Annotated in this window: 26 protein-coding genes and 1 riboswitch; of the genes, 17 read left to right on the top strand and 9 right to left on the bottom strand. The window is 69.8% G+C overall.

The window, feature by feature from the left end:
- Positions 1-179: 179 nt before the first annotated feature.
- The 6 genes from ASF28_RS02315 to ASF28_RS02290 form a co-directional block, all read right to left on the bottom strand.
- Positions 180-2,330 (bottom strand): TonB-dependent receptor, encoded by a 2,151-nt coding sequence (locus ASF28_RS02315; RefSeq protein WP_082475947.1) that lies wholly within the window; start codon positions 2,328-2,330, stop codon positions 180-182.
- A gap of 106 nt (positions 2,331-2,436) precedes the next feature.
- A riboswitch (cobalamin riboswitch) is annotated at positions 2,437-2,636 on the bottom strand.
- Between the two features lie 334 nt (positions 2,637-2,970).
- Positions 2,971-4,413, bottom strand: a complete 1,443-nt coding sequence (locus ASF28_RS02310; RefSeq protein WP_244474862.1) for a diguanylate cyclase domain-containing protein — start codon at positions 4,411-4,413, stop codon at positions 2,971-2,973.
- A 137-nt stretch (positions 4,414-4,550) separates the two neighbouring features.
- Entirely contained in the window at positions 4,551-4,973 is a 423-nt protein-coding gene (locus tag ASF28_RS02305) for a hypothetical protein (RefSeq protein WP_056087102.1), read from the bottom strand.
- A gap of 180 nt (positions 4,974-5,153) precedes the next feature.
- Positions 5,154-5,531, bottom strand: coding sequence for a hypothetical protein (locus ASF28_RS02300; protein ID WP_056087100.1), 378 nt, complete (start codon positions 5,529-5,531; stop codon positions 5,154-5,156).
- Between the two features lie 68 nt (positions 5,532-5,599).
- Positions 5,600-7,441: a methylmalonyl-CoA mutase family protein gene (locus ASF28_RS02295; RefSeq protein ID WP_056091085.1), complete on the bottom strand. Its 1,842-nt coding sequence runs from the start codon at positions 7,439-7,441 to the stop codon at positions 5,600-5,602.
- Positions 7,442-7,612: 171 nt separating this feature from the next.
- Positions 7,613-8,416 carry an undecaprenyl-diphosphate phosphatase gene (locus ASF28_RS02290; RefSeq protein ID WP_056087097.1) on the bottom strand — a complete coding sequence of 268 codons (804 nt, stop codon included), beginning with the start codon at positions 8,414-8,416 and terminating at the stop codon, positions 7,613-7,615.
- Between the two features lie 247 nt (positions 8,417-8,663).
- Here ASF28_RS02290 and ASF28_RS02285 point away from each other — a divergent pair, with 247 nt between their 5' ends.
- From ASF28_RS02285 to ASF28_RS02275, 3 genes are all read left to right on the top strand, one after another.
- Positions 8,664-9,356 carry a glutathione S-transferase family protein gene (locus ASF28_RS02285; RefSeq protein ID WP_056087095.1) on the top strand — a complete coding sequence of 231 codons (693 nt, stop codon included), beginning with the start codon at positions 8,664-8,666 and terminating at the stop codon, positions 9,354-9,356.
- A gap of 65 nt (positions 9,357-9,421) precedes the next feature.
- A complete protein-coding gene (gene queG, locus ASF28_RS02280; protein WP_274533105.1) occupies positions 9,422-10,540 on the top strand; it encodes a tRNA epoxyqueuosine(34) reductase QueG in 1,119 nt (372 codons plus the stop codon).
- A gap of 19 nt (positions 10,541-10,559) precedes the next feature.
- A complete protein-coding gene (locus tag ASF28_RS02275; RefSeq protein ID WP_056087092.1) occupies positions 10,560-11,432 on the top strand; it encodes an SDR family oxidoreductase in 873 nt (290 codons plus the stop codon).
- Here the strand turns inward: ASF28_RS02275 and ASF28_RS02270 are convergent.
- The 3 genes from ASF28_RS02270 to ASF28_RS02260 form a co-directional block, all read right to left on the bottom strand.
- The gene (locus ASF28_RS02270) at positions 11,429-12,547 is read right to left on the bottom strand and encodes an acyltransferase family protein (protein ID WP_162239969.1); all 1,119 of its coding nucleotides are present in this window, start codon (positions 12,545-12,547) and stop codon (positions 11,429-11,431) included. The genes ASF28_RS02275 and ASF28_RS02270 overlap by 4 nt on opposite strands.
- A gap of 71 nt (positions 12,548-12,618) precedes the next feature.
- On the bottom strand, positions 12,619-13,647 hold the full coding sequence (locus tag ASF28_RS02265; RefSeq protein ID WP_056087087.1) for a GNAT family N-acetyltransferase: 1,029 nt from the start codon (positions 13,645-13,647) through the stop codon (positions 12,619-12,621).
- Between the two features lie 200 nt (positions 13,648-13,847).
- Positions 13,848-14,234 (bottom strand): hypothetical protein, encoded by a 387-nt coding sequence (locus tag ASF28_RS02260; RefSeq protein WP_056087084.1) that lies wholly within the window; start codon positions 14,232-14,234, stop codon positions 13,848-13,850.
- Positions 14,235-14,416: 182 nt separating this feature from the next.
- Between ASF28_RS02260 and ASF28_RS02255 the strand changes: the two genes are divergently transcribed.
- From ASF28_RS02255 to ASF28_RS02190, 14 genes are all read left to right on the top strand, one after another.
- Positions 14,417-15,949, top strand: a complete 1,533-nt coding sequence (locus tag ASF28_RS02255) for a helicase HerA-like domain-containing protein (protein WP_056087081.1) — start codon at positions 14,417-14,419, stop codon at positions 15,947-15,949.
- A gap of 216 nt (positions 15,950-16,165) precedes the next feature.
- A complete protein-coding gene (gene rplU, locus ASF28_RS02250) occupies positions 16,166-16,480 on the top strand; it encodes a 50S ribosomal protein L21 (RefSeq protein ID WP_056087079.1) in 315 nt (104 codons plus the stop codon).
- A 38-nt stretch (positions 16,481-16,518) separates the two neighbouring features.
- A complete protein-coding gene (rpmA, locus tag ASF28_RS02245) occupies positions 16,519-16,785 on the top strand; it encodes a 50S ribosomal protein L27 (protein WP_056087076.1) in 267 nt (88 codons plus the stop codon).
- Positions 16,786-16,988: 203 nt separating this feature from the next.
- Positions 16,989-17,459 (top strand): hypothetical protein, encoded by a 471-nt coding sequence (locus ASF28_RS02240; RefSeq protein WP_056087074.1) that lies wholly within the window; start codon positions 16,989-16,991, stop codon positions 17,457-17,459.
- 75 nt (positions 17,460-17,534) lie between these two features.
- The gene (obgE, locus tag ASF28_RS02235) at positions 17,535-18,569 is read left to right on the top strand and encodes a GTPase ObgE (protein WP_056087071.1); all 1,035 of its coding nucleotides are present in this window, start codon (positions 17,535-17,537) and stop codon (positions 18,567-18,569) included.
- A gap of 63 nt (positions 18,570-18,632) precedes the next feature.
- Entirely contained in the window at positions 18,633-18,902 is a 270-nt protein-coding gene (locus ASF28_RS02230) for a type II toxin-antitoxin system VapB family antitoxin (RefSeq protein WP_056087070.1), read from the top strand.
- Entirely contained in the window at positions 18,899-19,300 is a 402-nt protein-coding gene (locus tag ASF28_RS02225; RefSeq protein WP_056087067.1) for a type II toxin-antitoxin system VapC family toxin, read from the top strand. The genes ASF28_RS02230 and ASF28_RS02225 overlap by 4 nt, the downstream gene beginning before the upstream one ends.
- Complete coding sequence (proB, locus tag ASF28_RS02220; protein WP_056091079.1) at positions 19,300-20,421, top strand: glutamate 5-kinase; 1,122 nt, start codon at positions 19,300-19,302, stop codon at positions 20,419-20,421. The genes ASF28_RS02225 and proB overlap by 1 nt, the downstream gene beginning before the upstream one ends.
- A gap of 108 nt (positions 20,422-20,529) precedes the next feature.
- Positions 20,530-21,825, top strand: coding sequence for a glutamate-5-semialdehyde dehydrogenase (locus ASF28_RS02215; protein WP_056091076.1), 1,296 nt, complete (start codon positions 20,530-20,532; stop codon positions 21,823-21,825).
- 36 nt (positions 21,826-21,861) lie between these two features.
- Positions 21,862-22,473, top strand: a complete 612-nt coding sequence (locus ASF28_RS02210) for a nicotinate-nucleotide adenylyltransferase (RefSeq protein ID WP_056087064.1) — start codon at positions 21,862-21,864, stop codon at positions 22,471-22,473.
- A gap of 106 nt (positions 22,474-22,579) precedes the next feature.
- Entirely contained in the window at positions 22,580-23,017 is a 438-nt protein-coding gene (gene rsfS / locus ASF28_RS02205) for a ribosome silencing factor (RefSeq protein WP_370692839.1), read from the top strand.
- A gap of 21 nt (positions 23,018-23,038) precedes the next feature.
- Entirely contained in the window at positions 23,039-23,536 is a 498-nt protein-coding gene (gene rlmH, locus ASF28_RS02200) for a 23S rRNA (pseudouridine(1915)-N(3))-methyltransferase RlmH (protein ID WP_056087061.1), read from the top strand.
- 74 nt (positions 23,537-23,610) lie between these two features.
- Positions 23,611-24,906: a murein hydrolase activator EnvC family protein gene (locus tag ASF28_RS02195; RefSeq protein WP_056091070.1), complete on the top strand. Its 1,296-nt coding sequence runs from the start codon at positions 23,611-23,613 to the stop codon at positions 24,904-24,906.
- Positions 24,906-26,225: a S41 family peptidase gene (locus ASF28_RS02190; RefSeq protein WP_056087059.1), complete on the top strand. Its 1,320-nt coding sequence runs from the start codon at positions 24,906-24,908 to the stop codon at positions 26,223-26,225. Before ASF28_RS02195 ends, ASF28_RS02190 begins: the two co-directional genes overlap by 1 nt.
- Positions 26,226-26,356 lie beyond the last annotated feature (131 nt).

Genomic DNA, 26,356 nt, shown 5'->3' with positions numbered 1-26,356 from the left:
CCGAGCACGGCGTCGGCGCGGCAAGTGGTGGCGAAGGCAAGTGGTGGCGGAGCGTCGTCGCCTCCGGAACAGCTTTTCGGTCTTCGGTCTCAACCCTCGAAAGCGGACCGGCGGCTTTCGACCCGACCCGGGCGAAGTAGCCCATCTCCGTCCTCCCCGACATCGGACGTTCGAAGATCCTAGAACCGACCCGCCAGGGTCAGCCTTACCGCTGTCGGCTCGACCGGATGGAAGTGCCGGTCGGCGACGCCGTCCGCTCCCTCTCCGGGTAGGCGCGAGGTGTAGAAGTAGGTGATCTGGTCGGCCTTGGCGTTGGTGAGGTTGAGGACGTCGAGGGAGAGGCTGACCCCGTTCTCGAAATTGTAGCCGACGCGGCCGTTGAGCAGCGCGGTCGGCTTGGAGCGGACCGAGTTGTCCTCGATCAGGGGGCGCGGCCCAAAGTACCGAAACCGCATCGAGCCGAACCAGCCCAAGCCCTCGCCAAAATTGAATCCGGCCGACGCGATGGTGGTCGGGGCCTCGGGCACCCGGTTGCCGGCAGGGTCCCGGTCCGCAAAGCGGGCGTTGGTGACCGTCAGGTCCCCCTCCAGCGAAAGCCAAGGCGTGACCGCGTAGCGGTTGGTCCACTCGACGCCGAAGCGCCGCGTGGGGCGGCTCGGCTCGGTGGTGCCGGTGTCGCCCTGGAACAGGTTCTCGGAGGCGAAGTCGAGTTGGAACAGTGTCACCGCCGTCTCCAGGCCGGCGATGCTGCGGTTGCGCAGGCCGATCTCGGACCCCGTCGAGGGCACCAGGAAGGGCGAGCGGCTGATGTTGAACAGCGGGCTTGCCGGATCGACGGTGGCGGTCACGCCGCGAGCGTCGTTCGAGTGGAAGCCGCCGCCGTAATTCACGAACAACTCGGTATCGAACCAGGGACCGAGCACCAGGCCGAGCTTCGGGTTGACGATGCTATCGCGCGCCTTGCCGGAGTTTGCCGCCGTGTCGGATACGACGTCGGCGTAGTAGGTATCCGCCCGGAAGCCGACGCTGGTGCGGAGCCAGTCGGTCCAGCGTAGCCGGTTCTCGTAGTAGAACGCCCCGCTCGCCTCCAGCACGCGGTCGTCGAGGACGGTCGAGCGATACTGCCGGTTCGTGGTGTTGAACAGACCCACCCGGATCGAGTCCGTTCGGGTCTGGACGCCGATCTCGTTCTCCATCGGCATCCCGAACAGGTCGCCCTGGAAGGTATGGCCGACCTCGCCGCCGCCGAGTACCCGGCTGTCGCGCTGGCGGAACTGGTCGCCGTTCACCGGGTCGTTGAGGAAGTAGGTGAAGTCGTTGAACAGGTTCATCTGGTAGCGGATGAGGTAGGCGTTGGCCCGCGTGATCCCGATGTCGCTGGTCTGGCTCCAGCGCCCGGAGAGTGAGAAGCGGCCGGTATCGCCGCCATCGGTCGGGTTCAGGGTGCCGAAGCGCCCGATGATGCCCTCCGAGACCGCCCGCTCCGGGATCTGGTTGGTGGCGTTCCACTTGGCCCAGTAGGCCATTCCGGTGAGCGAGAACCCGTCCAGCGCCGTGCCCTGGCTGTAGCGGACGACGCCGTTGAGTTTGCGTAGGCGGTCCGGCACGTCCCACGGACCGTCATAGGTCTGGGCCTCGCCGGCCACGAGGAGGGTGCCCTGGCCGAGCGGCGTGGAGGCGATGGTCAACGCTCGCTTGAAACCGAAGGAGCCGAACGAGGTCAGGGCGAGGTTACGGTCCACCTTGTCGAGGTAATCGATCCGCACCGACCCGGCCGAGGCGAAGTCGCCGTCGCGGACGAAGTACGGCCCCTTGTGGAACTCGACGGCGCCGACAAGTTCGGGGATGAGGAAGTTGAGGTCGGCGTAGCCCTGCCCATGGGCATGGGTCCGCATGTTCACCGGCATGCCGTCGACCGAGATGGCGATGTCGGTGCCGTGGTCGAGGTTGAACCCGCGCAGGAAGAACTGGTTGGCCTTCCCCTCCCCAGAATGCTGGGTAACGATCAGGCCCGGCACGCTCTCCAGAACCTCGCCGGGTCGGGTGATCGGGCGGCTGTTGATCTGCGCGCCTGAAATCACTCCAGCGCTCGCCGCATCGACAGTTCTGAGGCTACCGCCGATGCCAGTGACACCGCCGACGTACCCTGCGCTCGCGGCAGGCCCGGTCGTATTGGTGGCTGGCGCCTCCGCCGTCACTGAGAGTTCCGCCAGATTGGCTTCTGCTGCCTGGGAAGAGGCTCGTTGAGCCTGAGCGCCGTAGGGTACGAGGCTGGCGCAGGAAGCGAGCAGAAGGGCTTGGTAGGCGGGCCGTGAACGAACGGGCGACATAGGACCTCGGGCGACGTCTGTGGCACGTCACCGCGAAGACGCCGGTCCGCCCGCGACATGCGAACGCCTCGACACCCACCAGGACACCCCGCCCGATGCGTTTCGCGTGTGACCACGACTGACGGCAGGTCTCCTGGCTCGCGGGTCACCGCCCTCTCATCGTCTTCCCAGATCCTCGCAGATCCAGTGACGTGTTGATGATGGGCTCGCCGCTTACAGTTGCGGGGGCAGCCGCGGCATCGGGCCAAGCCCTCACCGCGTTCCCTTTTGATCCTCCGAGGAGGAACCGTCAGGCACAAGGAGCCTCATCAGGCGACACAGCGTCAATGCCGGTTCGAGACTTTCCAGGTCCGTGTGCTCGGTAGGTGACAAGCGAACCCTTGGGAGCGCTCGCTTGGAGTGACCGCGTAACGCCTGCTTCGAACGTTTGCTGCTTGAGAGCGGACCGGCGGAAATCCACCCAACCCGGTCGTTCGGTTCCGATATCGAGCGTCGGCCGTCTCCCGCGGGGATCGGGCCCGCGAGTGCGGTCGAGTGTCTTCGGCCAGGCTCCGGCGGACCGTCATCGGACGCCCGGTGCCGGTCGCCGGGCGGGGGCTCGGCCCTCGCGGGTCCGCTCCACCCCGGCCCGCGTACCGCCTCAGGGCAGGGCGGCTCGCCGGTTCCGGGCCGAGGCGGTCCCGGCGAGGGCCGGGCCGAAGCTCCGGACGGTGTTCCGGCCCGCGGCCTTGGCGGCGTAGAGGGCCCGGTCGGCGCGGGCGAACAATTCGGTGGCGTCGCAGTCGCCGATGCGCGCGATGCCGACGGAGGCGCCGAGCCGGACGCTCAGGCCGTTGCCGCGGATGCGGGTGTGGAGGGCGGCGACGATCCGTTCGGCGCAGGCCTCGGGCTCCGATCCGGCCAGGGGGCCGCCGAGGAGGACGCCGAACTCGTCGCCGCCGATCCGGGCCACGAAGTCGCCGGGCCGGCAGGCATCGCGCAGGCGCCGGGCGGCCTGCCCGAGGCAGGTGTCGCCCATGGCGTGCCCGAAGGTGTCGTTGACCGCCTTGAACCCGTCGAGGTCGATGAGCAGGAGGGCACCGGGGGACGGCGCATCCGGCGGGCCCGCGTCGGACGCATCCAGGGCGGCGAGCCGCGCCTCGAACACGCCGCGGTTGGGCAGGCCGGTCATCCCGTCGGTCTCGGCGCGGTGCCGGGTCCGGTCGGCCAGCAGCCGCTCCTCGGTGATGTCCTGCTTCATGCCGAAGAGGCGCACGGGCACGCCGTCCGTGGACGCCACGGTGGCGGTCAGGCGCATCCAGCGCGGCTGGCCGCCCGCGGTGACGATCTGGGTGTCGAGGTGGAAGCCGCCGCCCTCGGCGATGGCCCGGGCCCGCAGGGTTTCCATGGTTTCGCGGGCGCCGGGCGGATAGCAGCGCAGGGTCGCGTTGCGGTCGAGGGGGCTGCCGCGCGGAAACCCGAAGAGGTCGTAGACCGCGTCGGTCCAGGTCAGGCGCTGGCTGCGCAGGTCGCATTCCCACACGCCGATCCGGGCGACCCGGCCCGCCGCCTCGAAGGTCGCGCGCAGGTGGGCGAGGGCGGCGGACTGGTCGCGGACGATGGCGGACAGAACCGTCCGCTCGGTGTCGCGGCGCATCCGGGTGGCGGCGTCGCGCTGCCGCTCGAGGACGAGGCGCGCCGCCAGGACGAAGCCCGACAGGCCTGCCGCCTGGGCCGCCGACGGGTGCCGCGCCCACGGCGCCCACAGGCGCAGGATGCCGAGGTGGCCCCCGGCCGCCGGGGGGACGTCCTCGAACGGCCCGTCCCCCGAAGGTCCGTCCTCCAAGGGGATGTCGACGGACGGATGCGGCTCCGCGCGGTCGCGGCCGTCCCCCCTGCACACCACCGATCCGTCGGGCAGGCGGATCTCCGCGGCCGCGGCCGCCAGGGCCCGGCACAACCCGTCGAGGAGCGCTGCGAGGCCGGCCGGCGGCGCGGCGGCGTGGGGGACAGGCGCCCCTTCACCGGCAGGACACGCTTCTTCAGCGGGAAGACGCGCCTCTTCACCCGGAAGACGCGCTTCGGGCCGCCGCACATCCAGCATGAAGGCGCTCTCCACCCGCGCGGCATCGCACGAAGGGATCACGCTACAGCACGCATCTGAAGGATCGGTGTCGTCAGGCCGCCGGCGGGCGATGACGTCTTCTGCAGAACGTTCGGTTCGTCCGAACCTTCGCGAGTCTACTCGGCGGGCTTGTCCGCCTCGGCCTTGTCCGCGACGGGCTCGGCGCTGGCGACGTCCTGGCGCGCCAGCATCGGCTGGAGCTGCCCGGCGAGTTCCTCGCCGAGGTGCCGGGTGTAGGCCGTGCGGAAGAAGCGCGCTCCGGTGCCGCGGCCGTGCAGGCCGTCATGCGCCCGCACCATGGCGTCCACCTCGGGACGGCACAGGAACCCGATGACGCCGGCGGCCTCGTACCAGCGCCCCGCCCGGGCATGCCGCAGGGCGGCGGGATTCGACAGGATGGTCTCGGCAAAGCACGCCGTGGCCGCCGTCTCGAGGGGCGACATCACCGGGTGCGGCCGCCCCGGGACCCGCGAGGCGGCCTGGGCCTCGGCACCCAGGCCCGTGACGAGAACGAGCGCACCCAGCCACCATGTCTTCATCGCGTGAAGCCCCGATCGAAACCGCCTTCGAACCCGGACCGAGTCTTCCCCGTCAATTCCGGCGGGAACAGGGCCTTCGCGGTCCGTCGCGCGGTTTTGGACGGTCCTGTGACCGGCGCATCACACGGGCGGACCGGCGATTCCCCGGCGCGGGGGTGGGGTGGACCGGCGCGCCCGACCTCAGCCGCGCCGCTCGGCGTTCCAGCGCCCGCTGCAGCCGATGAGCCCCGTGGTGTTCCAGGTGCCGCCGCCCGTGCCCTGCCGGCCGAGGCGCCCGACCACGTCGGCGCTGTCCGAACCCCGCCGGATCACGGCGCGCACGGCCCCGTTGCCGGAGACCCGGCCGCTGATGGAGAAGTCGCCGCCGGCATAGGTCGCCTCGCCGCGGTTGATCCGGACGCCGTAGCGGTAGGCCCGATCGCAGGGACCGTCGAGGGTGACCACCTCGATGCTCCAGGCCCCGTCATAGCGGTTCGGCACCTGGACCTTCTTGGTGGCGGCGGATGCCGGGGCGGTGAGGCCCGCGAGAGCCACGAGGGTAACGATCTGGAAGCGCATGGTTTTCCGGTCCGGGGGTGATACGGCAACGCTCGGAAAACGCGCCCCGCGCCGGTTCGGTTGCCGCCTCAGCGCGCCGCGTCCCGCGCCTCGCCCAGGAGGGCGAGGAGATCGGCGCCGGCGTACAGGAAGCTGTCGACGCCCGCCGCCTTCAAGGCCTCGTCGGGCTTGCCCGCGAGGTAGATCCGCGCCGCGCCCGCCGCCTTGAGGGCCCGCGCCGCCGCCGCCGCATGGGTCGCGTAGACCGCGTCCGACGAGCACAGGCAGGCGATGCGGGCGCCCGACTTCGCGAACGCCTGCGCCGCGGCGTCGGCCGCGTCGAACCCGTCCTCGTTCACCGCCTCAATGCCGCCGGCGGCGAACGCATTGGCGGCGAAGGTGGACCGGGCGTTGAACACCGCCACCGCCCCGAGATTGGCCAGGAACACCCGAGGGCGCTTGCCCGATTCGGCAAGGTGCGCATCGGATGCCTCGCGCAGCGCCTCGTAGGGCTCGGCCAGGCGGCGCGAGGGCAGGGGCGCGCAGGTGAGGCCCTCGCCGGAGCCGAACGGAACGGCCTCGCCCGGCAGCGGCGCGACGTCGAGGGTGGTCACCGGCTTCTCGGCCAGGAACGGGAATTCGCTTGCCCCCGTCAGGGCTTCGCGGCGGGTGGCGACGTTCTTTTTGCGCGTTTTCGCGGTCTCGGCGATCCGGGCCTGGAGGGCGCCGGACCGGAGGCTCGCGACGATGCCGCCCTCGGCCTCGATGGCCTGGAACGCCTCCCACGCGGTCCGGGTCAGGGCGTCCGTCAGGGTCTCGAAGCTGCCGGCACCCGCCGCCGGATCGGCGACCCGGGCGAGGTTGGATTCCTCGATGAGGACGATCTGGCTGTTGCGCACCACCCGGCGGGCGAAGGCGTCGGCGAGGCCCAGGGCCGCGGTGTAGGGCAGGGCGGTGACGCTGTCGGCGCCGCCGAGGCCCGCCGAACCCGCCGCCATGGAGGTGCGCAGGATGTTCACGAACGGGTCGTTGCGGTTCATCATCCGCCAGGCGGTTTCCGCGTGCAGGCGCAAGGGCTTGGGCTCGAGGCCGCAGGCCGCCTCGACCCGTGCCCACAGCCGGCGCATGGCCCGGAACTTGGCGATGGTGAGGAACTCGTCGGCATCGGCCACCAGCAGCACCGCGACGGCGTCGCGGGCGCGGGCGACGTCGTGGCCGCCGGCTTCCAGGGCCCGCAGGTAGGCGACCGCCGTCGCGAGGACGGCTGCGAGTTCCGCCGCTTCGCTGGCGCCGGCCTCGTGATAGGGGCGTCCGTCGGCGAGGCAGGCCCGCCCGGCGAAGCCCGCGCCGTCGAAGGTCGCGAGCGCGTCGGAGAGGTCCTTGCCGAAATCGGCGCCGAGGCGGCCCGTCGCCGCGAAGGTGCCGACGGGGTCGAGGCCGAGATCGATGTCGAGACCGCCGAGGGCGTCGCCGCGCCGCTCGGCCACGCCCTTGAGCAGGGCGGCCGCCTCCAGCCCACGGCCGCCGGCATCGAGGCGGATGGCGATGAGCGGCAGCATCACGCTGGCCAGGGCCGCGTCGAGCGCCTCGGCCGTGGCGGCGGTGAGGCCGAAGCCCCGGGCGGCCGGGGCGCCGGAGAACACGAGGGTGAGGGCGTCCGCCCCGCCTTCGAGGTCGGCGAGGGCCAGATCGCGCGCCGTCTCGCCCGCCGGATGATCGACCCGCTGGGCGATCCGCCAGGAGCCGGGTTGCCGCATGGGCTGAGCCACGGGCTCGGCCGGGTCGTAGAGGGGTTCGATGCGGATGCCGTCGGCGGTCTTCGAGACGAGCCTCTTCTCGAAGTCGCCGCCCTTCAGCACACCCTCGACGAGGCCGAGCCAGCGCTCACGGGTCGCGGGCGGAAACAGGTCGGCGAGGGGACGGTCTTCCATCGTTCGGGCCTTCGCGATCGGGACGCCGGCCACGTGGGGCCGGGCTCAGCACAATGTCCCGAAAGCCCTTGCACCGTGGCGCCCGTCGACGCAATCGCCCCCGAACCTGGATATGGAATACGCCGGCCCGGTCCGGAAATCGTCCTCCGGTCCCCGCCGGGACGCCGCGCCCTAACCGAACACGATCAGCCCGAAGAAGCCGAGGGACCCGACGATGATGCGCCACCAGGCGAACAGGCGAAAGCCGTGGGCGGAGACGTAGTCGAGCACCGTGCGGACCACGAACAGGGCGGAGAAGAACGCCACGATGAAGCCGATGACGATGAGGCCGGTGTCGTCCCGGGAGAGGTTCTTGTAGTTGTCGAGGAGATCCTTGGCGAAGGCGCCCGCCATGGTGGGGATCGCGAGGTAGAACGAGAATTCCGTAGCCGAGCGCTTGTCCGCGCCCATGAGCATGGCGCCCACGATGGTGGCGCCCGAGCGCGACACGCCGGGGATCATGGCGATGCACTGGAACAGGCCGATCTTGAAATCCATCGGCAGGGAGAAGTCGAACACGTCGCGCTTCTTCACCTCGAGGTCGGTCTCGTCGAGGACGAGGAGGACGAGGCCGCCCGCCACCAGGGTCGCGCACACGATCCACGGATTGAAGAGATAGTACTTGATGTATTTCGAGAACAGGCCGCCGATGATGGCCGCCGGCAGGAAGGCGAGGAGGATGCCGAGGACGAAGCGCCGGGCGTTGGGATCGCTCGGCAGGGCCCTGGCGATACCGAGCAGCCGCCCGAAATAGACCGCCAGGATCGCCAGGATGGCGCCGAGCTGGATCAGCACCTCGAAGGTGTTGTTGGGCGACTGGAAGCCGATGAAATGGCCGACCAGGAGCTGGTGCCCCGTGGACGAGACCGGGATGAATTCCGTCGCGCCCTCCACGACGGCGAGGACGACCGCTTTCGCGATGCTCGTCGCATCCATCATCGTATCGCCTCGCTGAACGTTGTCGGGGGGATCGTGTCGTGGCGCGGCCACGCGTTCCGCAGGCCGGGGACGGCCTTGGATTTCATCCGAGCCTTCGACCATGTCGGTTGACGGATGGTTACCGCCTTTGGTCGAGCGTGTTAATGAGGCGGCAACGATCGAGCAATATGTCTCGACAGGCGACCCTCTGCGAGGGGCCCGATACGGCTCGTCCCCGGCAGCTTCCCCCGTCCGAACGGCCTCGATGGCGACGCTTCACCACTCCCCCTTCTGCCCCCATTCGCGCTTCATCCGCCTCGTGCTTGCCGAGATGGGGATGGAGCCCTCCCTGCTGGAGGAACGCCCGTGGGAGCGGCGCGACGCCTTCCTCATCATCAACCCGGCCGGCACCACGCCGGTCCTGGTGGAGCAGTCGGGACTGGCGATCCCCGGTGCCGGCATCATCGCGGAGTACCTCGACGAGACGCGGGGGCTCGGCCTCAGCGGCCGTCGCCTCCTGCCCGAGACCACGGCGGCCCGGGTCGAGGTCCGTCGTCTCCTCGACTGGTTCCTCGTCAAGTTCGATTCGGAGGTGACGGGCTACCTCGTCACCGAAAAGATCTTCAAGCGCTTCATGAACAGCGCCGCCGGTGGCGGCCCGCCGGACATGAACGCCATCCGGGCGGCGCGCACCAACGTGCGCTATCACCTGAAATACATCGGCTACCTCATGTCCCGCCGCAAATGGATCGCGGGCGACCATCTGACCTATGCGGATCTGGCGGCGGCGGCCCACCTCTCCTGCGTGGATTATCTCGGCGACGTGCCATGGGACGAGGACGAGACGGCGCGGGACTGGTACGCGCGGGTGAAGTCGCGCCCGTGCTTCCGCACGCTCCTGGCCGACCGGGTGCCGGGCATGGCTCCGGCGGATCACTACGCGGACCTGGACTTCTGACCGACGCCCCGACGAAGCTTCGTCCGCCGCGAAAGATCCTGGCGGGGGACGACCTGCGCCGGGCCGTGGAGACCCGTGCCCGGCACCTCGGCTTCGACGACATTCGCGTGACCCGGCCCGATGCGGTGCCGGCCCTGGTCGAACGCCTGCCGGTCTGGCTCGCGGCCGGACATCACGGCGACATGACGTGGATGGTGGATCGGGCCGACCAGCGCGCCGATCCGGCGACCCTGTGGCCGGGCGTCCGCAGCGTGATCATGCTCGGCATGACCTATGGGCCGGACCAAAATCCCCTCGACGTGCTGAACCGGCGCGACCGGGGCGCCATCGCGGCCTATGCGCAGCGCCGCGATTATCACGAGGTGCTGAAGGGCAAGCTCAAGGAGCTCGGCGGCTATCTCTCGGCCAAGGGCGACGTGCGGGTGAAGGTGTTCGTCGACACCGCCCCCGTGATGGAGAAACCGCTGGCCGAAGCCGCCGGCCTCGGCTGGCAGGGCAAGCACACGGTGCTGATCTCGCGGGCCCACGGCAACTGGCTCCTGCTCGGGGCGATCTACACTTCGGCCGATCTGGTGGCGGACGCGCCCGAGACCGACCATTGCGGCTCGTGCCGGCGCTGCCTCGACATCTGCCCGACGGGTGCCTTTCCGGCGCCCTACCAGCTCGATGCCAGGCGCTGCATCTCCTACCTCACCATTGAGCACGAGGGTCCGATCCCGCGCGAATTCCGCGCCGCCATCGGCAACCGCATCTTCGGGTGCGACGACTGCCTCGCCGTCTGCCCCTGGAACAAGTTCGCGGCGGTCGCGGGTGAAGGGCGGCTGGCGGCGCGGGCGGATCTCGCCGCCCCGCCCCTCGCCAAACTCGCGCGTCTGGACGATGCTGCTTTCCGGACGCGGTTCGCCGGCACGCCGATCAAGCGCACGGGCCGCGACCGCTTCCTGCGCAACGTCCTCGTCGCCATCGGCAATTCAGGGTCGCTCGCCCTGGCCCCGGAGGCCGCGCGGTGTCTGGGGGATTCCTCGCCCCTGGTGCGCGGCGCCGCCGTCTGGGCGGTCGGCCGCCTCCTCGACGCGTCGTCCCTGCGCGCCGCGTTCGCCCGCTGCGGTGCGGACGAAAGGGATGACGAGGTCCGTGCGGAGTGGCAGAACGCCCTCGCGCAGCACCCGGCGGCACCGGGCTAGGGCAGGACTTGGCAGACCCATGAACCTCTTCGTCTTCGGCCTCGGCTTCACCGCGCGCCGGTTCGTCGAACGGGCCTCCGGGCGGTTCGCGCAGGTCCGCGCCACGGTCACCGATCCGTCGCGGGCCGGCGCCGGCCTCGACGGTGTCGCCCTTCGAACCTTCGGCCCGGAGGGCGACGACGACCGCATCGCCGCTGACCTCGCCGACGCCGACGTGCTCCTCGTCTCGGCTCCCCCCGGCCGCGACGGCGACACGGTGCTGGGCCGCTACGCGGACGCGATCGGCAACAGCCGCATCGGCTGGATCGGCTACCTCTCGACCATCGGCGTCTACGGCGACCAGCAGGGCGCCTGGATCGACGAGGCCACGGCGCCGCGCCCGACCAGTGCCCGCTCGCATGGGCGCCTCGCCGTCGAGGCGGCCTGGTTCGATCTCGGACGCACGTCCGGCAAGCCCGTGCAGGTGTTCCGCCTCGCCGGAATCTACGGACCGGGGCGCAACCCCATCGTCAAGCTGCGCGAGGGCAAGTCGCAGCGGATCATCAAGGCGGGGCAGGTGTTCAACCGCATCCACGTGGACGACATCGCCACGACCCTGCTCGCCTCCCTCGACCGGCCCCGCGCCGGGGCGGTCTACAACGTCACCGACGATGCGCCGACGCCGCCGCAGGTGGTGACGGAATACGCCGCCGCCCTGGCGGGCCTGCCCCTGCCGCCGGAGATCGACTTCGAGACGGCCGATCTGAGCCCGATGGCGCGCAGCTTCTACGGCGAGAACAAGCGCGTGAAGAACCGGCTCATCCGCGAGGAACTCGGCGTCGATCTGGCCTATCCCACCTACCGCGAGGGCTTGGCGGCCCTGGTGGCGGATGCGCGCGCCGACGGGAGCTAGGCCGACCTCGACAGCGTGCCCGTCCAGCCGATTCGGCCGAGCAGACGGAACAGGGCGGCACGTGCCGCCTTCGGGCGTTCGAGGGAACGGGCGGCCGTGATGGCCACGACCTGGGCCCCGAGCCACGCCACCGCCAGGGTCGCGGCGCTGCCGGTCCAGCCCGGCGCCCAGCCGAGATGGGCCCGCAGGGAGAACACCAGCACCAGGATCGGCATGTGCACCACGTAGAGGGTGTAGGAGAACGCCGCCGCGCCCGCGCAGGCCGCGAAGCCCCGCGCGATCGAGCTCTCGTCGATCGCGAGACCGAGGAGGCAGAGGCCGAGGGGCAAGCCCAAAGCCGCCTGATAGGCGAGGAACGGCCCCCACGCGCTCATGCCGTCGACGAATCCGGGCTGGCCGACGAAGGCGAGGGGCGCGGCCAGGGCCAGCCCGGCGACGGGCAGGAGGGCCGGTGAGGCCGCGATCCGGCGCAGGCCCGGATGCCCGCCGAACCCGGCGGCGGCCGCGCCGGCCCCGAACAGGGCCAGGGACTGGAGGTAGAAGAACCGGTTCGCCGTGACGACGATCAGCCCCACGGCGAGGGCGGCGCCCAGGACCCGCCGGACCCCGTGCCCGACGAGGGCGAGGCTGGCGAAGGCCGCCACGGCGTAGAGGTAGACCTCCTGGCGCAGGGACCAGAGCGGGTTGTCGATGACGAAGGTCGCGTCGCTCGGCGCGAAGGTCAGGGTGATCCCGCGCAGGAACGCCAGGACGCCCATGTCGTAGGGTTCGCCCGACCGGGTCAGGAGCGGCAGGCCCGCCCGCCCGAGGGCACCGACCGCGAAGGTGACGATGATGGCGAAGACGAGGGGCGGGACGATTCGGGCCACCCGGTGGACCGCGTAGGGCACGAGGTGGCGCCCGTCCCGGTCCGCCAGGCGGCCGAGGCTCGTGGCGATGACGAAGCCGCTGAGGGCGAAGAACAGCATCACCGAGGCCCGGCCGATCCAGCCGGTGACGCCGGCCCCGGTCCCGTGGGCGGGCAGGAAGGCCATCTCGACGGCATGGGTGAACACCACCGCCTGGGCGGCGAGGCCGCGCACGCCGTCGAGCGCCTCGTATCGATACCCTCGCATCCGTCCCCACCCTCCGGCCCGAGGCATCGGGTTGCCGGAGGGATACGGCGCCCGCGTGGCCGAAGCTGGCCCTACGCCGCCCTACGGTTCGCCGCAGGCCCGAAATGGTCGATGTAGCGTGCCGCGATGGCCGAGACCGGCAGGACCACGAACACGTCGGTGGTGCCGAACTGGCGATCGACCACGGCGCCGTCGCCGAAGGTGGCGCCGACGCGCAGGTAGCCCTTGATCAGGGGCGGCAAGGCCTGGAGGGCCGCCTTCGGGTCCACGGCCTCGCGGGCGAGGCGGTCCATGGCGACGTAGCGCCCGGGCAGCGCTCGGGCGCCCCAGCCCTCGGGGGCACGGGCATGGTGATGCAGGAAGCTCAGCGGCAGGGCGAGGCGCTCCGGGTCCGTCCCCTCCAGGCTGGCGCAGCCGAGCATGGCGTCGATGCGGTGGTGCTGCACGTAGGCCCAGATGCCGGCCCAGAGCAGTTCCACCGTGCGCTTGGTCCGGTACGGCTTCAGCACGCAGGAGCGGCCGAGTTCGAGGAAGCGCTTGCCCGGATGCGCGGCGAGGAGCGGCGCGATGTCGTACTCGCCCGCCGTGTAGAAGCCGAAATGCCGGTCGGCCGTGTCCTGACGCAGGAGACGGTAGGTGCCAACCACCTTGGGGCGCGGGCGCCGGAACGGGGTCTCGTCCGTGGCGGCATGGTCGATGACGAGGAGATGGTCGCACACCGTGTCGTAGGCGTCGATATCGCGGCGGGACAGCAGGGACAGGCCGGTGGCCACCGCCTGCATCTCCTCGAAGAATACCCGGTAGCGCAGGCGCTGGGCCCGGCGGATCTCCGAGACGGAGGTGGCCAGCCGCACTTCGAGGTTGCCGATGCGTCCCAGGCTCGGATCGAGGCCCGGTGCGGGGAGGGGCTTCTTCAGACGCGGCTTGAACCGGATCGGCACGGCGCCGGGCGGGATCAGGGCACGCCCGTTGAAGCCGGGCAGTCCCGACAGGCCGGTCTCGCCGCGCTTCTGCTTCATCCGGACGAAGGGCGCATGGACATGCGTCTCCCAGCCGGTGAGCCACGCCGCGGACGCCTCTCGCGCGAAGTTCGGGACCATGGTCGAATCCGCCTGTCGGGACCGCGAGGCGGGCTCACCCCGGAGCCCCCGGCCTCGCGCCGTCGGGAGGCCACATCACCATGCGGTGCGCACGCTTTTATGACACGGATTCATGTTGTGAGAGAGAGACTTGAGGAACTTAGCCGGGACTTTTTCGGCGGCTGCCGCATGGGTAGCCGCCGAAGAAAAGCCGGAAGGGCTTAGACGAACTGGTTCAGGCCGGGGATCGAGCCGACGATGGGTCCCATCACGTCCTCGCCCGCCGTCTCGCGGCCGTAGGCGAACAGCTCCCGGCCGAGCGGCTGCATCTGACCCATGGGCACGCCCGCCGCCATGAGTTTCTGGCCGAGCGCCATCACGCCGCCGCCCATCATGCCGCCGAGCATGCCCATCAGGCCGCCACCGCCTTCGCCCGCATTGGACTCCGCGATGGCGGTCTCCGAGCCCGGAAGGGCGGCGAGGAGCTGGCTCACCTCGGTGGCGGGCCCTTCCTTCTGGAGGAAGGCCAGGATGTGGCCGATGGCCGTCTGGGCCGTCGCAGCGTCCAGGCCGGTCACGGTGGTGACGCGGGCAATCAACTCTTCCATCTCGGGTCGCTCCAGGGCGTTCGGGATTTTGTCTGTCCCGCCTCGCCGCGCGTAAATCAAGGGCCGGACCCGCGTCGGGTCCCGGTCACGGGAATCCTGGTCGCTGGAAAATGCCGCGCCCGGGCGGCATAACCGAGGTGAGCGGGGCGGCACGCCGCTTTTCAGTTTCGGGAGCGGCGATCATGCGGGACGACGGCACAATCCTGGTGGGGAAAAGCCTCCTGAAGGGGGGCGGCACCAAGCCGGAGGCGCTGACCCTGCGGCTCGCCAACCGCCACGGCCTCGTGGCGGGCGCCACCGGCACCGGCAAGACCGTGACCCTGCAGGTGATGGCCGAGGGCTTCTCCAATGCCGGCGTCCCGGTCTTCGCCGCCGACATCAAGGGTGATCTCTCGGGACTGGCGGCGGCGGGTGAATCGAAGCCCCACTTCGTCAAGCGCGCCGAGGAACTGGGGATGTCCTACGAGCCCGACCGCTTCCCGGTGGTGTTCTGGGACCTGTTCGGCGACCAGGGGCATCCGATCCGCGCCACGGTGATCGAGATGGGGCCCCTGGTCCTGGCCCGGCTGCTCGAACTCAACGACACCCAGGAGGGCGTGCTCAACATCGCCTTCCGGGTCGCCGACGACAACCAATGGCCGGTCCTCGACCTCAAGGACCTGCGGGCGCTGCTCCTCTACGTCTCCGAGAACCTGAAGGCGATCTCGGGCCAGTACGGCAACGTGTCGGCCGCCAGCGTCGGCGCGATCCAGCGCCAGCTCCTGATGCTGGAGAACCAGGGTGCCGACCAGTTCTTCGGCGAGCCGGCCCTCGACCTCAACGACTTCATGAAGACCGACCGCGACGGGCGCGGCATCGTCAACATCCTGGCCGCCGACAAGCTCATGCAGCGGCCCCGGCTCTACGCCGCCTTCCTGCTGTGGATGTTGTCGGAGCTGTTCGAGCAATTGCCCGAGGTCGGAGACCTCGACAGGCCCAAGCTGGTGTTCTTCTTCGATGAGGCGCACCTGCTGTTCGACGATGCGCCGAAGGCCCTGCTCGACGCCGTCGAGCAGGTGGTGCGCCTGATCCGCTCCAAGGGCGTCGGCGTCTACTTCGTGACCCAGAACCCGCTGGACGTCCCCGAATCGGTCCTCGGCCAACTCGGCAATCGGGTGCAGCATGCGCTTCGCGCCTTCACACCCCGCGACCAGCGTGCGGTGAAGGCGGCGGCCGAGACGTTCCGCCAGAACCCGGCCTTCGATGTCTCGCAAGCGATCACCGAACTCGCCGTCGGCGAGGCCCTGGTGAGTTTTCTGGAGGCAAAGGGGACGCCTTCCTTCGTGGAGCGGGCCCTGATCGCCCCACCCCAGGGCCGCGTCGGCCCCATCACCCCGGCCGAGCGCGCAGCCCTCATGGCGAACAGTCCGGTGCGGGGGAAGTACGACGCGGCCGTGGACAACGAGAGCGCCTACGAGATCCTGGCCAAGCGCAAGGGACTGGACGCCGCTCCGGCCGAAGCGGCTCAGCAATCCGAGGGCGGGCTGACCGGCATGCTCGGTGGGCTGCTGGGCGGTGTTTTCGGGTCCAAACCCGCCGGCAAGGGGCGCCGCCCCCCGCAGAGCCTCGCCGAACAGGTCATCGGCAATGCCGCCCGCTCCATGGCGCGCAAGGTCGGCACGGAAGTGGGGAACGCGATTCTGCGCAATGTGCTGGGAGGACTGACGAAGCGGTAGATCGGCCCCGAGTTCTGCGCTCCGAGGCGTCATCGCATTGACAAATCACCCCTTCGGCGCCTATGCACCGGCGCAATGCGCGGCTTCCTCGACGAAGTCCGCGCGTTTCGCGTTCGCGCCCGGCTCGACCCGGTGTCGCGGATGACCTGAACAAGAAGACGGTCCAGGTTCACCTGACGGTGAACTGGAGGCCGGCAGAGAACACGAAAGAGAACGATGTTCGCAGTCATCAAGACGGGCGGCAAGCAGTATCGCGTTGCCGCCAACGACACCATCACGATCGCCACCCTCGAGGGCGAAGCCGGCTCCACCGTGACCTTCGGGGACGTGCTGCTCTTCGCCGACGGCGCCGGAGCCACCCAGATCGGCGCGCCGCTGCTCTCGGGCATCAGCGTCACCGGCGAGATCGTCAGCCATGGCCGCGACGCGAAGGTCATCGCCTTCAAGAAGCGCCGCCGTCAGAACTCGCGCCGCAAGCGGGGCCACCGCCAGCACCACACGGTGGTGCGCATCACCGGCATCAGCGCCTGACGGTCGGATCGTTTTTCGAGATTTCGGAGTAAGCCACAATGGCCCATAAAAAAGCAGGCGGCTCGTCCCGCAACGGCCGCGATTCCGCCGGCCAGCGCCTCGGCGTGAAGAAGTTCGGTTCGGAAGCCGTCATCGCCGGCAACATCATCGTGCGCCAGCGCGGCACCAAGTGGCACCCCGGCGCCAACGTCGGCATCGGCACGGACCACACCCTGTTCGCCAAGGCCGATGGCCGCGTGCTGTTCATGACGAAGCGCGGTCGCGCCTTCGTCACCGTCGTGCCGCTGCAGGAAGCCGCCGAGTAGCGTTTTTTGATCGGCCGGTTTCCGACCGACCGGGATATGCGTGGGGGAGGATGGGCATCCATCCTCCCTTTCGTCGTCTGAGGCGGACGAGGCGTCTCCCACGAAATCCCCGCTGCGCCGTCGCGCTCAAGGCGAGAACCGGCCGTGATCGGGAGTTTCGTGAGCGACTCTGAGGCTCCGCCCGCAGCGATGGGGTCGAGGCGATGAAGCGTACCCTCGCGGTCTCCTTTGCGGCGGCCCTGGCGGCAGCCGCGCTTGCCGCCTTCGTGCTGCTGCCTGGCTCGAACCCTCTCCCCGAGCCCGCACCCGTCGAAGTCGCGGCCAGACCCGCGATGCCGACGCTGTATTGCGAGTTCTACAACTTCGTCGGCCGCGCCCCGAAAGTCGGGTTCACGTTTGCCGTCGCTGGCGCGGGAGACGCTGCCGCGTTCACTCAGATGAACCAGATCGAGGCGGACGGGACGCGCATCGCCTTCGGTGGTGACGACGCGCCGCCGCCGCGTTGGACCTTGGAGGCGGGAGCCCCGCCCAATCTGATCTCGCCGGACGACGCCATCCGCATCGTCCTATACGGATACGAAGGCGCCAAATCCGCCGAAACATGGTTCGAGGCGGGGCTTCGGAGTATCCAGTACCTGAACCTCGACGGACAATGCCGTCGCCATGGCACCTGACACCGGCATCCCGCCGGAACCGACCCGCGAGGCCGCTTCGCGTGTCCGAGACGATCAAGTGAGACGAGCAGTACCGTGAAATTCCTCGACGAAGCCAAGGTCTATGTCCGCTCCGGCGACGGTGGCGCCGGATGCGTGGCCTTCCGGCGCGAAAAGTTCATCGAGTTCGGTGGGCCCAACGGCGGCGACGGCGGCCGGGGCGGCGACGTCTGGGTCGAGTGCGTCGATGGGCTCAACACCCTCATCGACTATCGCTATCAGCAGCACTTCAAGGCCAAGAAGGGCGAGCACGGCATGGGCTCGAACCGCCACGGCGCCAACGGCGCCGACGTGGTGCTCAAGGTCCCGGCGGGCACCGAGATCATCGCCGAGGACGGCGAGACCCTCATCGCCGACATGACCCATGTCGGCCAGCGCGTGCGCCTGGCCAAGGGCGGCAATGGCGGCTTCGGCAACGCCTACTTCACCACGTCGACCAACCGCGCCCCGAAGCATGCCAATCCGGGCCTGGAGGGGCACGAGCAGTGGGTGTGGCTGCGCCTGAAGCTCATCGCCGATGCGGGCCTCGTCGGCCTGCCCAACGCGGGCAAGTCCACCTTCCTCGCGACCGTGACGGCGGCCAAGCCGAAGATCGCCGACTATCCCTTCACCACCCTGCATCCCGGCCTCGGTGTCGTCCGCTCCGACGAGCGGGAATTCGTGCTCGCCGACATTCCCGGCCTCATCGAGGGTGCCCATGACGGCGTCGGCCTCGGCGACCGGTTCCTGGCCCATGTCGAGCGCTGCCGCGTTCTGCTCCACCTCGTCGAGGCGACGAACGAGCATGCGGGCAAGACCTACAAGCTCGTGCGGAAAGAGCTCGAAGCCTACGGCGGCGGGCTCATCGACAAGCCCGAGATCGTCGCCCTGTCGAAGGCGGACGTGGTCGATGCCGATACGCTCAAGGAGCAGGTCGCCCGTCTGAAGCGCGCTTCGAAGAAGACGCCGCTGATCCTGTCCTCGGCCACGGGTCTCGGCGTGCAGGACGCCCTGCGAGCGATCACCCGCTCCATCGACGACGATAAGCGCGCCGAAGCCGAGGCGCAGCCGGCCGAGGCGTGGCAGCCCTGAACGACGGACCTTCCATGTTATGCTAGCATTGCGGTCGTTTTAGCTAGCAGGCGGAGGCTTGCCGTGACCAAGCAATTGAACATCCGTAGCGACGAGGCCCATGCTCTGGCCTCGGATTTTGCCGAGCGCCTCGACACCAGCGTCACGGACGTCGTGCTACGGGCCCTGCGGGAATTCGGTGCCAAGCTCGATCCCCGCGATGAACTCACGCCGAGCCAACAGGCGGAGTTCGACGCGCTTCGCGCCTTGGCGAGAAAAGCGTCCGCCAACAAACGTCCGGGTGCCACATCCGATCATCGGGATATGTACGACGAGTTCGGCCTGCCCCTATGATCGCCCTCGACACCTCGGCGATCGTCGCCATCGCCTTGAGCGAGCCCGAGGAGTGGGACTTCAACCGTCTCATCGCGCATCGCAGAGCGGTCGTCGGAACGCCGACCCTGGTCGAGGCGCGCATGGTTCTCGAATCGCGGATTCCCGATGCGGTGACGGATTTTCTACGTGGGTTCGCGAGCCGCCCGGCGATCACGGTACTAGGTTTCGCTATCGAAATGTATGAACGCGCCTGCGAAGCCTTCGTCCGTTTCCGCAAGGGGCGTGGGCATTCGGCACGGCTCAACTTCGGCGATTGCATGTCGTATGCAGTGGCAAAACACACTGCCCTCCCGCTCTTGTTCAAGGGCGATGATTTCGGACAAACCGACATCACGTCCGCATGGCCCCGGACGTGATGACACCCAACCTCCAGGATTTCCGCCGCATCGTCCTCAAGGTCGGCTCCGCGCTCCTGGTGGACCGCGCGCGCGGCCGCCTGCGCCATGCCTGGCTCGCGGCCCTGGCCGAGGACATCGCCGACCTGCAGGCGCGCGGGGCCGACGTGCTCGTGGTCTCGTCGGGTGCCATCGCCCTCGGGCGCACGGTTCTGGGCTATCCGCCCGGCACCCTGCGCCTGGAGGAGAGCCAGGCGGCGGCGGCCGTGGGCCAGATCGCCCTTGCCCGGCACTGGTCGGAGGCCCTCGGTCACCACGGCATCGCGGCGGGCCAGATCCTGGTGACGCCGCAGGATACGGAGGAGCGCCGGCGCTACCTCAACGCCCGCGCCACGGTGCTCAAGCTCCTCGAAGTCCGCGCCGTACCCGTGGTCAACGAGAACGACACGGTGGCGACCAGCGAGATCCGCTACGGCGACAACGACCGCCTCGCCGCCCGTGTCGCCACCATGATCGGCGCCGACGTGCTGGTGCTGTTCTCCGACATCGACGGCCTCTACACGGCGCCGCCCCATACCGATCCGCAGGCCCGGCACCTGCCGGTGATCGAGCGCATCACCCCGGAGATCGAGGCCATGGCCGGCGGGCCGGCGTCGGACCTCTCGCGCGGGGGCATGCGGACCAAGGTCGAGGCGGCCAAGATCGCCGCCAGCGGCGGCACCCACATGATCATCGCCGATGGCCGCGAGAAGAATCCCCTGCGCACCATCCTGAAGGGCGGCCGCTGCAGCTGGTTCCTGTCGGGCTCCAACCCGATCGCCGCGCGCAAGGCCTGGATCGCCGGGTCCCTCGAGCCGCGCGGCATCCTCATCGTCGATGACGGGGCCGCCCGCGCGCTCCAGGGCGGCGCCAGCCTGCTGCCGGTGGGCGTCACCGGAATCCAGGGCGGGTTCGGGCGCGGCGATGCCGTGGTGATCCGCGATGCCGCCGGGCGGACCCTCGGGCGTGGCCTGGTGGCCTACGACAGCGATCAGGCGGTCCGGATCATCGGCCGGCCGAGCCGCGAGATCGCCGATCTCCTGACCCATCCCGGGCGCGCCGAGATGGTGCACCGCGACGACCTCGCCATGGTGGGTGAATAGCCGGGTTGTCATGCGTCCCGCTTGTTTCACCCGTATCCCGCGTGCGATGACGGGCGGGACAACAGGCGGGCGCGCCGGATCGCGCGACGGCCCGCGAGGATGAAGGCCGTGCCCGTTCTGAACCTGCGTACCGATTTCCAGGCTCCCGATCTGACGGGCGAGATGCAGGCCATCGGCCAGCGCGCCCGCGCCGCCGCGCGCGGCATCGCCCTGGCCCCGGCCCAGACCAAGGATATCGCGCTCCGCGCCATTGCCGAGCGCCTGCGCGGGGCGCAGGTCGAGATCCTGGCCGAGAATGCCCGGGACGTGGAGGCGGCCCGCGCCGCCGGCCAGACCCAGGCCCTGATCGACCGGCTCACCCTCGATTCCGCCCGCCTCGGCGCCATCGCCGACGCCGTCGAGAAGATCGGCGCGTTGCCCGATCCCGTCGGACGCCAGGTGGCCGCCTTCGAGCGCCCCAACGGCCTCCTCATCGAGCGCATCGCCGTGCCGCTCGGCGTCATCGGCGTGATCTTCGAGAGCCGGCCCAACGTCACCGCCGATGCCGGTGCCCTGTGTCTCAAGGCCGGAAACGCCGCGATCCTGCGGGCGGGGTCCGACAGCCATCGCACCGCCATGGCCATCGCGCGGGCCATGCGGGCTGGCCTGGAGGAGTCCGGTCTGCCGGCGGATGCGATCCAGATCGTGCCGACCCGCGACCGGGCCGCCGTCGGCGCCATGCTGTCCGGCCTGCAGGGCTGCATCGACGTGATCGTGCCGCGCGGCGGACGCGGCCTCGTGGAGCGCGTCCATGCCGAGGCCCGGGTGCCGGTCTTCGCCCACCTGGACGGGATCTGCCACGTCTACGTCGCGGCCGGCGCCGAGCTCGATATGGCCTGCACCATCGTCCTCAACAGCAAGATGCGCCGCACGGGCATCTGCGGCGCCGCCGAGACTCTGCTGGTCGACCGCGCCTGCGCCGGGACCCATCTTCCGGCCCTCGTCGCCATGCTGATCAAGGCCGGCTGCGCCGTGCGCGGTGACGCCGACGTGCAGGCCGTCGATGCCCGGGTGACGCCCGCCACCGAGGCCGACTGGCGCACCGAATACCTCGACGCCATCATCGCCGTGCGGGTGGTCGACGATCTCGAGGTTGCCATCGCCCATATCGAGACCTACGGCTCCCACCACACCGACTCCATCGTCACCGCCGACCGCGCCGAGGCGACGCGGTTCCTGGCCGAGGTCGATTCGGCCATCGTCGTGCACAACGCCTCGACGCAGTTCGCCGATGGCGGCGAGTTCGGGTTCGGGGCCGAGATCGGCATCGCCACCGGTCGCATGCACGCGCGCGGCCCCGTCGGCGTCGAGCAGCTCACCACCTTCAAGTATCGGGTCCACGGAAGCGGGCAGACGCGTCCTTGATCCGTCCCGGCGGTCGCCTACCCTCGACCGGCCTCGATGCGCCTTGACGTATCGGGGCCGGTCCGGTTGCCCCCGGCCTGTCCCGGTTTGCGGATCGGCCTGTACGGCGGATCCTTCAACCCGGCCCATCTCGGGCACCGGCATGTCAGCCGCGTCGCCCTGCGCCGCCTCGGGTTGGATCGGGTCTGGTGGATGGTGACCCCCGGCAATCCCCTGAAGGACCGGGCCGACCTCGCGTCCCTCGCCGCCCGCGTCGCCGCCGCCCAGGCGATCGCCGCCCATCCGCGCATCGCGGTCACGGCCTTCGAGAGCCGGATCGGCGCCCGCTACACCCGGCAGAGCCTGCGGTATCTTAAAGAACGACACCCGGCCGCGCGCTTCGTCTGGATCATGGGGGCCGACAGCCTCGCGACATTTCATCGCTGGGCCGGGTTCCACGAAATCGCCGAGACCATGCCCATCGCCATCATCGACCGGCCCGGCTTCACCCTGAAGAGTCTGACCGCCCGCGCCGCGCAGACGCTCGGTCGCTGGCGCATCGACGAATCGGATGCCGGGCTCATCGCCGACCTACCCCCCCCGGCCTGGGTCTTCCTGCACGGTCCACGCTCCCATCTGTCCTCCACCGCCCTGCGTGCCAAAGGTTGAGGGGGCAACAAATGCCGGCGTAAGGGTGTGCGAGGGGGCGATTTACCGAACACGCAACTGGAACGTTCCCTGCGGCACACTTTCGGGGTACGATCACCCCATGATGATGGCCATTGCAGGAACCGAGACGCTGAACGACGCGGCCCACCACGGAACTTCGGGTTCCGACAGCGACGCCGACCGTAAGATCGGCAGCCTGAAAACACTCGCCCTCGATTGCCTCGAGGACATGAAGGCGGAAGAGACCATCGAGATCGATCTCATGGGCCGAACCTCGCTCGCCGATACGATGATCATCACGTCGGGGCGCTCGCAGCGTCATGTCGGCGCCATCGCCGACCGCATCCTGCAGGACATGAAGGCCAAGGGCCTCGGTTCCGCCCGGGTCGAGGGCATGCCGGCCTGTGACTGGGTGCTGATCGATGCCGGCGACATCATCGTCCACATCTTCCGCCCGGAAGTGCGCGGCTTCTACAACCTCGAGAAGATGTGGGGCGCCGACCGCCCGGCCGCCGATCTTCCCAGCGTCGCCCTCGCCGAGTGAGTTCGGGTCGGGCCGCGGTTCGTGCGCCTGCTCGTCGCCGCCGTCGGCCGCCTGAAGGCCGGACCCGAGCGTGATCTCGCCGCACGCTACCGCGAACGGGCGGCTCAGCTCGGGCGTGGCCTCGGGTTTCCCGCCTGCGAGATTTTCGAAATCCCCGAGAGCCGGGCCCGACGCCCCCAGGACCGTTGCGCGGAAGAGGGCGCTGCCCTCCTGGCGCAGGCGAACGGCGCGGCCCTCGTCGTCTACGACGAACGTGGACGTGCCGACCTCGGCAGCGAGAGCTATGCGGAAAGGGTCGCTGCCTGGCGCGACGCCGCGCGGCCGAGCCTCGTCGTCGTCATCGGCGGCGCCGACGGCCTCGACTCGACCGTTCGAGCGCGGGCCGACCTCACCCTCTCCTTCGGGGCGGCGACGTTGCCGCATGGCCTTGTGCGCGTCCTGGCCCTGGAGCAGGTGTATCGGGCACTGACCATCCTGGCCGGCCATCCCTATCACCGTGGAAACCTCGACGAACGATGACGGCGCGCGGGGCAGGCACGGCGGCGAAGAGGGGAGGGCACGGTCCGCGTGCCCTGGTCCTGACCGGCGTCTGCATGGCCACCCTGTCCATGGCCGCGCCCACGATCGCACAGGAGTCCGGGGCGAAGGCTGCCGTCGCCGAGCCGGACGCGATTCAGAAGGCCCTCGACGAGAAGAACCGCCGCGCCGAGAACCTGAGGCGCATCGAGGAGGCGCTGGCCGCGTCCACGGGCGCGAAGGCTCAGCTGGAGGCCGAGATCGCTTCCATCGGCGGTGATCGGGCCAAGTTCAACATCGCCCTCCTCGATGCCGCCCGGCAGGCCCAGGCGACGGAGGACCGGATGACCCGCCTCGAAGAGCGCCTGAAGACCCTCGGTACCTCCGAGGCGGCCATCCGGCGCTCTCTCGATGGGCGGCGCGGCGTCATCGCCGAGATCCTGGCGGCCCTGCAGCGCATGGGGCGCCGGCCGCCGCCGGCCGTGCTGGTGCGGCCCGAGGATGTGCTCGCCGTCATCCGCACTTCGATGCTGCTGGGCGCCGTCGTGCCCGAACTGCGCGGCGAGGCCGAGACTCTGGCCGCCGATCTCACCGAACTCGTGCGCCTGAAAGGGCTCATCGCCGCCGATCGCGAGGGCCTGAAGACCGATCTGGCCGGCTGGGCCCGCGAACAGCAGCGCCTGAACGGTCTCATCGCCGCCCGGCGCACGCGCCTGGCGGAGGTCGAAGGCGGCCTAGCCACCGAGCGCATGCGCACCGCCGAGCTCGGCGTCCAGGCCCGGAGCCTCAAGGAACTGCTGGACCGGATGGAAGGCGAGGTCGCCTCCGCGCGGCGGGCGGCGGACGAGGCCCGGGCGGCCGAGACCCGCGACGCGCGCGCCACCCAGGAGCGTTTCGCCGCCGCCGGCGCCCGCGATCCGGCGCGTCTCGCCCCCAAGATCCGGTTCGTCGATACGCGCGGCGATCTGCCCCGGCCCGTGAGCGGCGCCCTCACGCGCGGCTTCAATCAACCGGACGGGAACGGCGGGACCACCCGCGGCATTTCGCTCACGACGCGGCCCAAGGCCGTGGTTTCCTCTCCGGCCGATGGGTGGGTGTCGTTCGCCGGGCAGTTTCGCTCGTACGGACGACTCTTGATCATCAATGCCGGCGATGGCTACTATCTGCTGCTGGCCGGGATGGATCAGATCGACGTCGAGGTCGGCCAGTTCGTCCTGGCGGGCGAGCCCGTGGCGGCCATGGGCGAGGGCGGCGCGGGTGCGGCCCCGGCCGGCACCGATCCGATGCTATACGTCGAGTTCAGAAAAGACGGCGGCTCCATCGATCCGGAGCCTTGGTGGGCCAAAAGCCCCAGTGAGAAGGTTCGCGGATAATGCGCAAGGTTTCACTCGTTCTCCTCGGCGCGTTCCTCGGCGTCGGGTCCTCCATGGTCGCGACCCAGACCCGCCTGCTGTCCGGGACCAGCGCCGTGGCGGCGTCCGCCGAAACCTATCGTCAGCTCAGCCTGTTCGGCGACGTGTTCGAGAAGGTTCGCACCGACTACGTCGAGAAGCCCGAGGAGGCCAAGCTCATCGAGGCGGCCGTGAACGGCATGCTCACGTCGCTGGATCCGCATTCGAGCTACATGGACTCGAAGAGCTTCCGCGACATGCAGGTGCAGACGCGCGGCGAGTTCGGCGGCCTCGGCATCGAGGTCACCATGGAGGACGGCCTGATCAAGGTCGTGACCCCCATCGACGATACGCCCGCCTCCAAGGCCGGCATCCTCTCCAACGACGTGATCACGCAGATCGACGAGGATCAGGTCCAGGGGCTCACCCTGAATCAGGCCGTCGACAAGATGCGCGGTCCGGTGAATTCGCCGGTCAAGCTCAAGATCAGCCGCAAGGAGTCGAAGGACCCCATCGAGGTCGTGCTCAACCGCGACGTCATTAAGATCAAGCCCGTGCGCTCGCGCGCCGAGGGCGATGTCGGTTACGTCCGCCTGACCCAGTTCAACGAGCAGACCTTCGACGGCCTGCGCGCGGCCATCGACAAGCTGAACACCGAGATCGGCGCCGACAAGCTCAAGGGCTACGTCCTCGACCTGCGCAACAACCCCGGTGGCCTCCTCGACCAGGCCGTGATGGTCTCCGACGCGTTCCTCGATCGCGGCGAAATCGTCTCGACGCGCGGCCGAAACCCCGACGAGACCCAGCGGTTCTCGGCGAAATCCGGCGACCTCACCAAGGGCAAGCCCATCGTGGTGTTGGTGAATGGCGGATCGGCCTCGGCGTCCGAGATCGTGGCCGGCGCCCTGCAGGACCACAAGCGCGCCACGGTGCTCGGGACCCGCTCGTTCGGAAAGGGCTCCGTGCAGTCGATCATTCCGCTGGGCGGCAGCGGGGCGCTGCGCCTGACCACGGCGCGCTACTACACGCCGTCGGGTCGCTCGATCCAGGCCAAGGGCATCGAGCCGGACCAGGAGGTCCTGCAGGAGGTGCCCGACGAGTTGAAGGGCAAGGACGAGACGAAGGGCGAGGCCGGCCTCAAGGGCCACCTCAAGCAGAAGGATACGGAGGAGCGCGGCGGATCCTCCGCCTACGTCCCGCCGGACCCGGCCAAGGACAAGCAGCTCACCGCCGCCTTCGACTTCCTGCGCGGCATCCAGAAGGGTGCGGCCAACACGCCGAAGGCGGCCGTACCGAACTGAGCCGGAGGACATGCGTCCCTTAGGGGAACGTTAACCATGACGGCCCCCAATGTCGGTTCAGAACCGACGTGGGGGGCCGTTCTCGTTCGGGACGCGGCCCCCGATCTCGCCCCCACCCTTGAGGGAAGCGG

The sequence above is a fragment of the Methylobacterium sp. Leaf99 genome (assembly GCF_001422375.1).
In the GTDB taxonomy this organism is placed as follows: domain Bacteria; phylum Pseudomonadota; class Alphaproteobacteria; order Rhizobiales; family Beijerinckiaceae; genus Methylobacterium.
This window is presented reverse-complemented; position numbering and strand designations above follow the sequence as displayed.

Excerpts from the sequence above, each read along its gene's own strand:
- ASF28_RS02315 (WP_082475947.1), bottom strand. The coding sequence starts at position 2,330 with ATGTCGCCCGTTCGTTCACGGCCCGCCTACCAAGCCCTTCTGCTCGCT.
- ASF28_RS02310 (WP_244474862.1), bottom strand. The coding sequence starts at position 4,413 with ATGCTGGATGTGCGGCGGCCCGAAGCGCGTCTTCCGGGTGAAGAGGCG.
- ASF28_RS02305 (WP_056087102.1), bottom strand. The coding sequence starts at position 4,973 with ATGAAGACATGGTGGCTGGGTGCGCTCGTTCTCGTCACGGGCCTGGGT.
- ASF28_RS02300 (WP_056087100.1), bottom strand. The coding sequence starts at position 5,531 with ATGCGCTTCCAGATCGTTACCCTCGTGGCTCTCGCGGGCCTCACCGCC.
- ASF28_RS02295 (WP_056091085.1), bottom strand. The coding sequence starts at position 7,441 with ATGGAAGACCGTCCCCTCGCCGACCTGTTTCCGCCCGCGACCCGTGAG.
- ASF28_RS02290 (WP_056087097.1), bottom strand. The coding sequence starts at position 8,416 with ATGGATGCGACGAGCATCGCGAAAGCGGTCGTCCTCGCCGTCGTGGAG.
- ASF28_RS02285 (WP_056087095.1), top strand. The coding sequence starts at position 8,664 with ATGGCGACGCTTCACCACTCCCCCTTCTGCCCCCATTCGCGCTTCATC.
- ASF28_RS02275 (WP_056087092.1), top strand. The coding sequence starts at position 10,560 with ATGAACCTCTTCGTCTTCGGCCTCGGCTTCACCGCGCGCCGGTTCGTC.
- ASF28_RS02270 (WP_162239969.1), bottom strand. The coding sequence starts at position 12,547 with ATGCGAGGGTATCGATACGAGGCGCTCGACGGCGTGCGCGGCCTCGCC.
- ASF28_RS02265 (WP_056087087.1), bottom strand. The coding sequence starts at position 13,647 with ATGGTCCCGAACTTCGCGCGAGAGGCGTCCGCGGCGTGGCTCACCGGC.
- ASF28_RS02260 (WP_056087084.1), bottom strand. The coding sequence starts at position 14,234 with ATGGAAGAGTTGATTGCCCGCGTCACCACCGTGACCGGCCTGGACGCT.
- ASF28_RS02255 (WP_056087081.1), top strand. The coding sequence starts at position 14,417 with ATGCGGGACGACGGCACAATCCTGGTGGGGAAAAGCCTCCTGAAGGGG.
- rplU (WP_056087079.1), top strand. The coding sequence starts at position 16,166 with ATGTTCGCAGTCATCAAGACGGGCGGCAAGCAGTATCGCGTTGCCGCC.
- rpmA (WP_056087076.1), top strand. The coding sequence starts at position 16,519 with ATGGCCCATAAAAAAGCAGGCGGCTCGTCCCGCAACGGCCGCGATTCC.
- ASF28_RS02240 (WP_056087074.1), top strand. The coding sequence starts at position 16,989 with ATGAAGCGTACCCTCGCGGTCTCCTTTGCGGCGGCCCTGGCGGCAGCC.
- ASF28_RS02225 (WP_056087067.1), top strand. The coding sequence starts at position 18,899 with ATGATCGCCCTCGACACCTCGGCGATCGTCGCCATCGCCTTGAGCGAG.
- proB (WP_056091079.1), top strand. The coding sequence starts at position 19,300 with ATGACACCCAACCTCCAGGATTTCCGCCGCATCGTCCTCAAGGTCGGC.
- ASF28_RS02210 (WP_056087064.1), top strand. The coding sequence starts at position 21,862 with ATGCGCCTTGACGTATCGGGGCCGGTCCGGTTGCCCCCGGCCTGTCCC.
- rsfS (WP_370692839.1), top strand. The coding sequence starts at position 22,580 with ATGGCCATTGCAGGAACCGAGACGCTGAACGACGCGGCCCACCACGGA.
- ASF28_RS02195 (WP_056091070.1), top strand. The coding sequence starts at position 23,611 with ATGGCCACCCTGTCCATGGCCGCGCCCACGATCGCACAGGAGTCCGGG.
- ASF28_RS02190 (WP_056087059.1), top strand. The coding sequence starts at position 24,906 with ATGCGCAAGGTTTCACTCGTTCTCCTCGGCGCGTTCCTCGGCGTCGGG.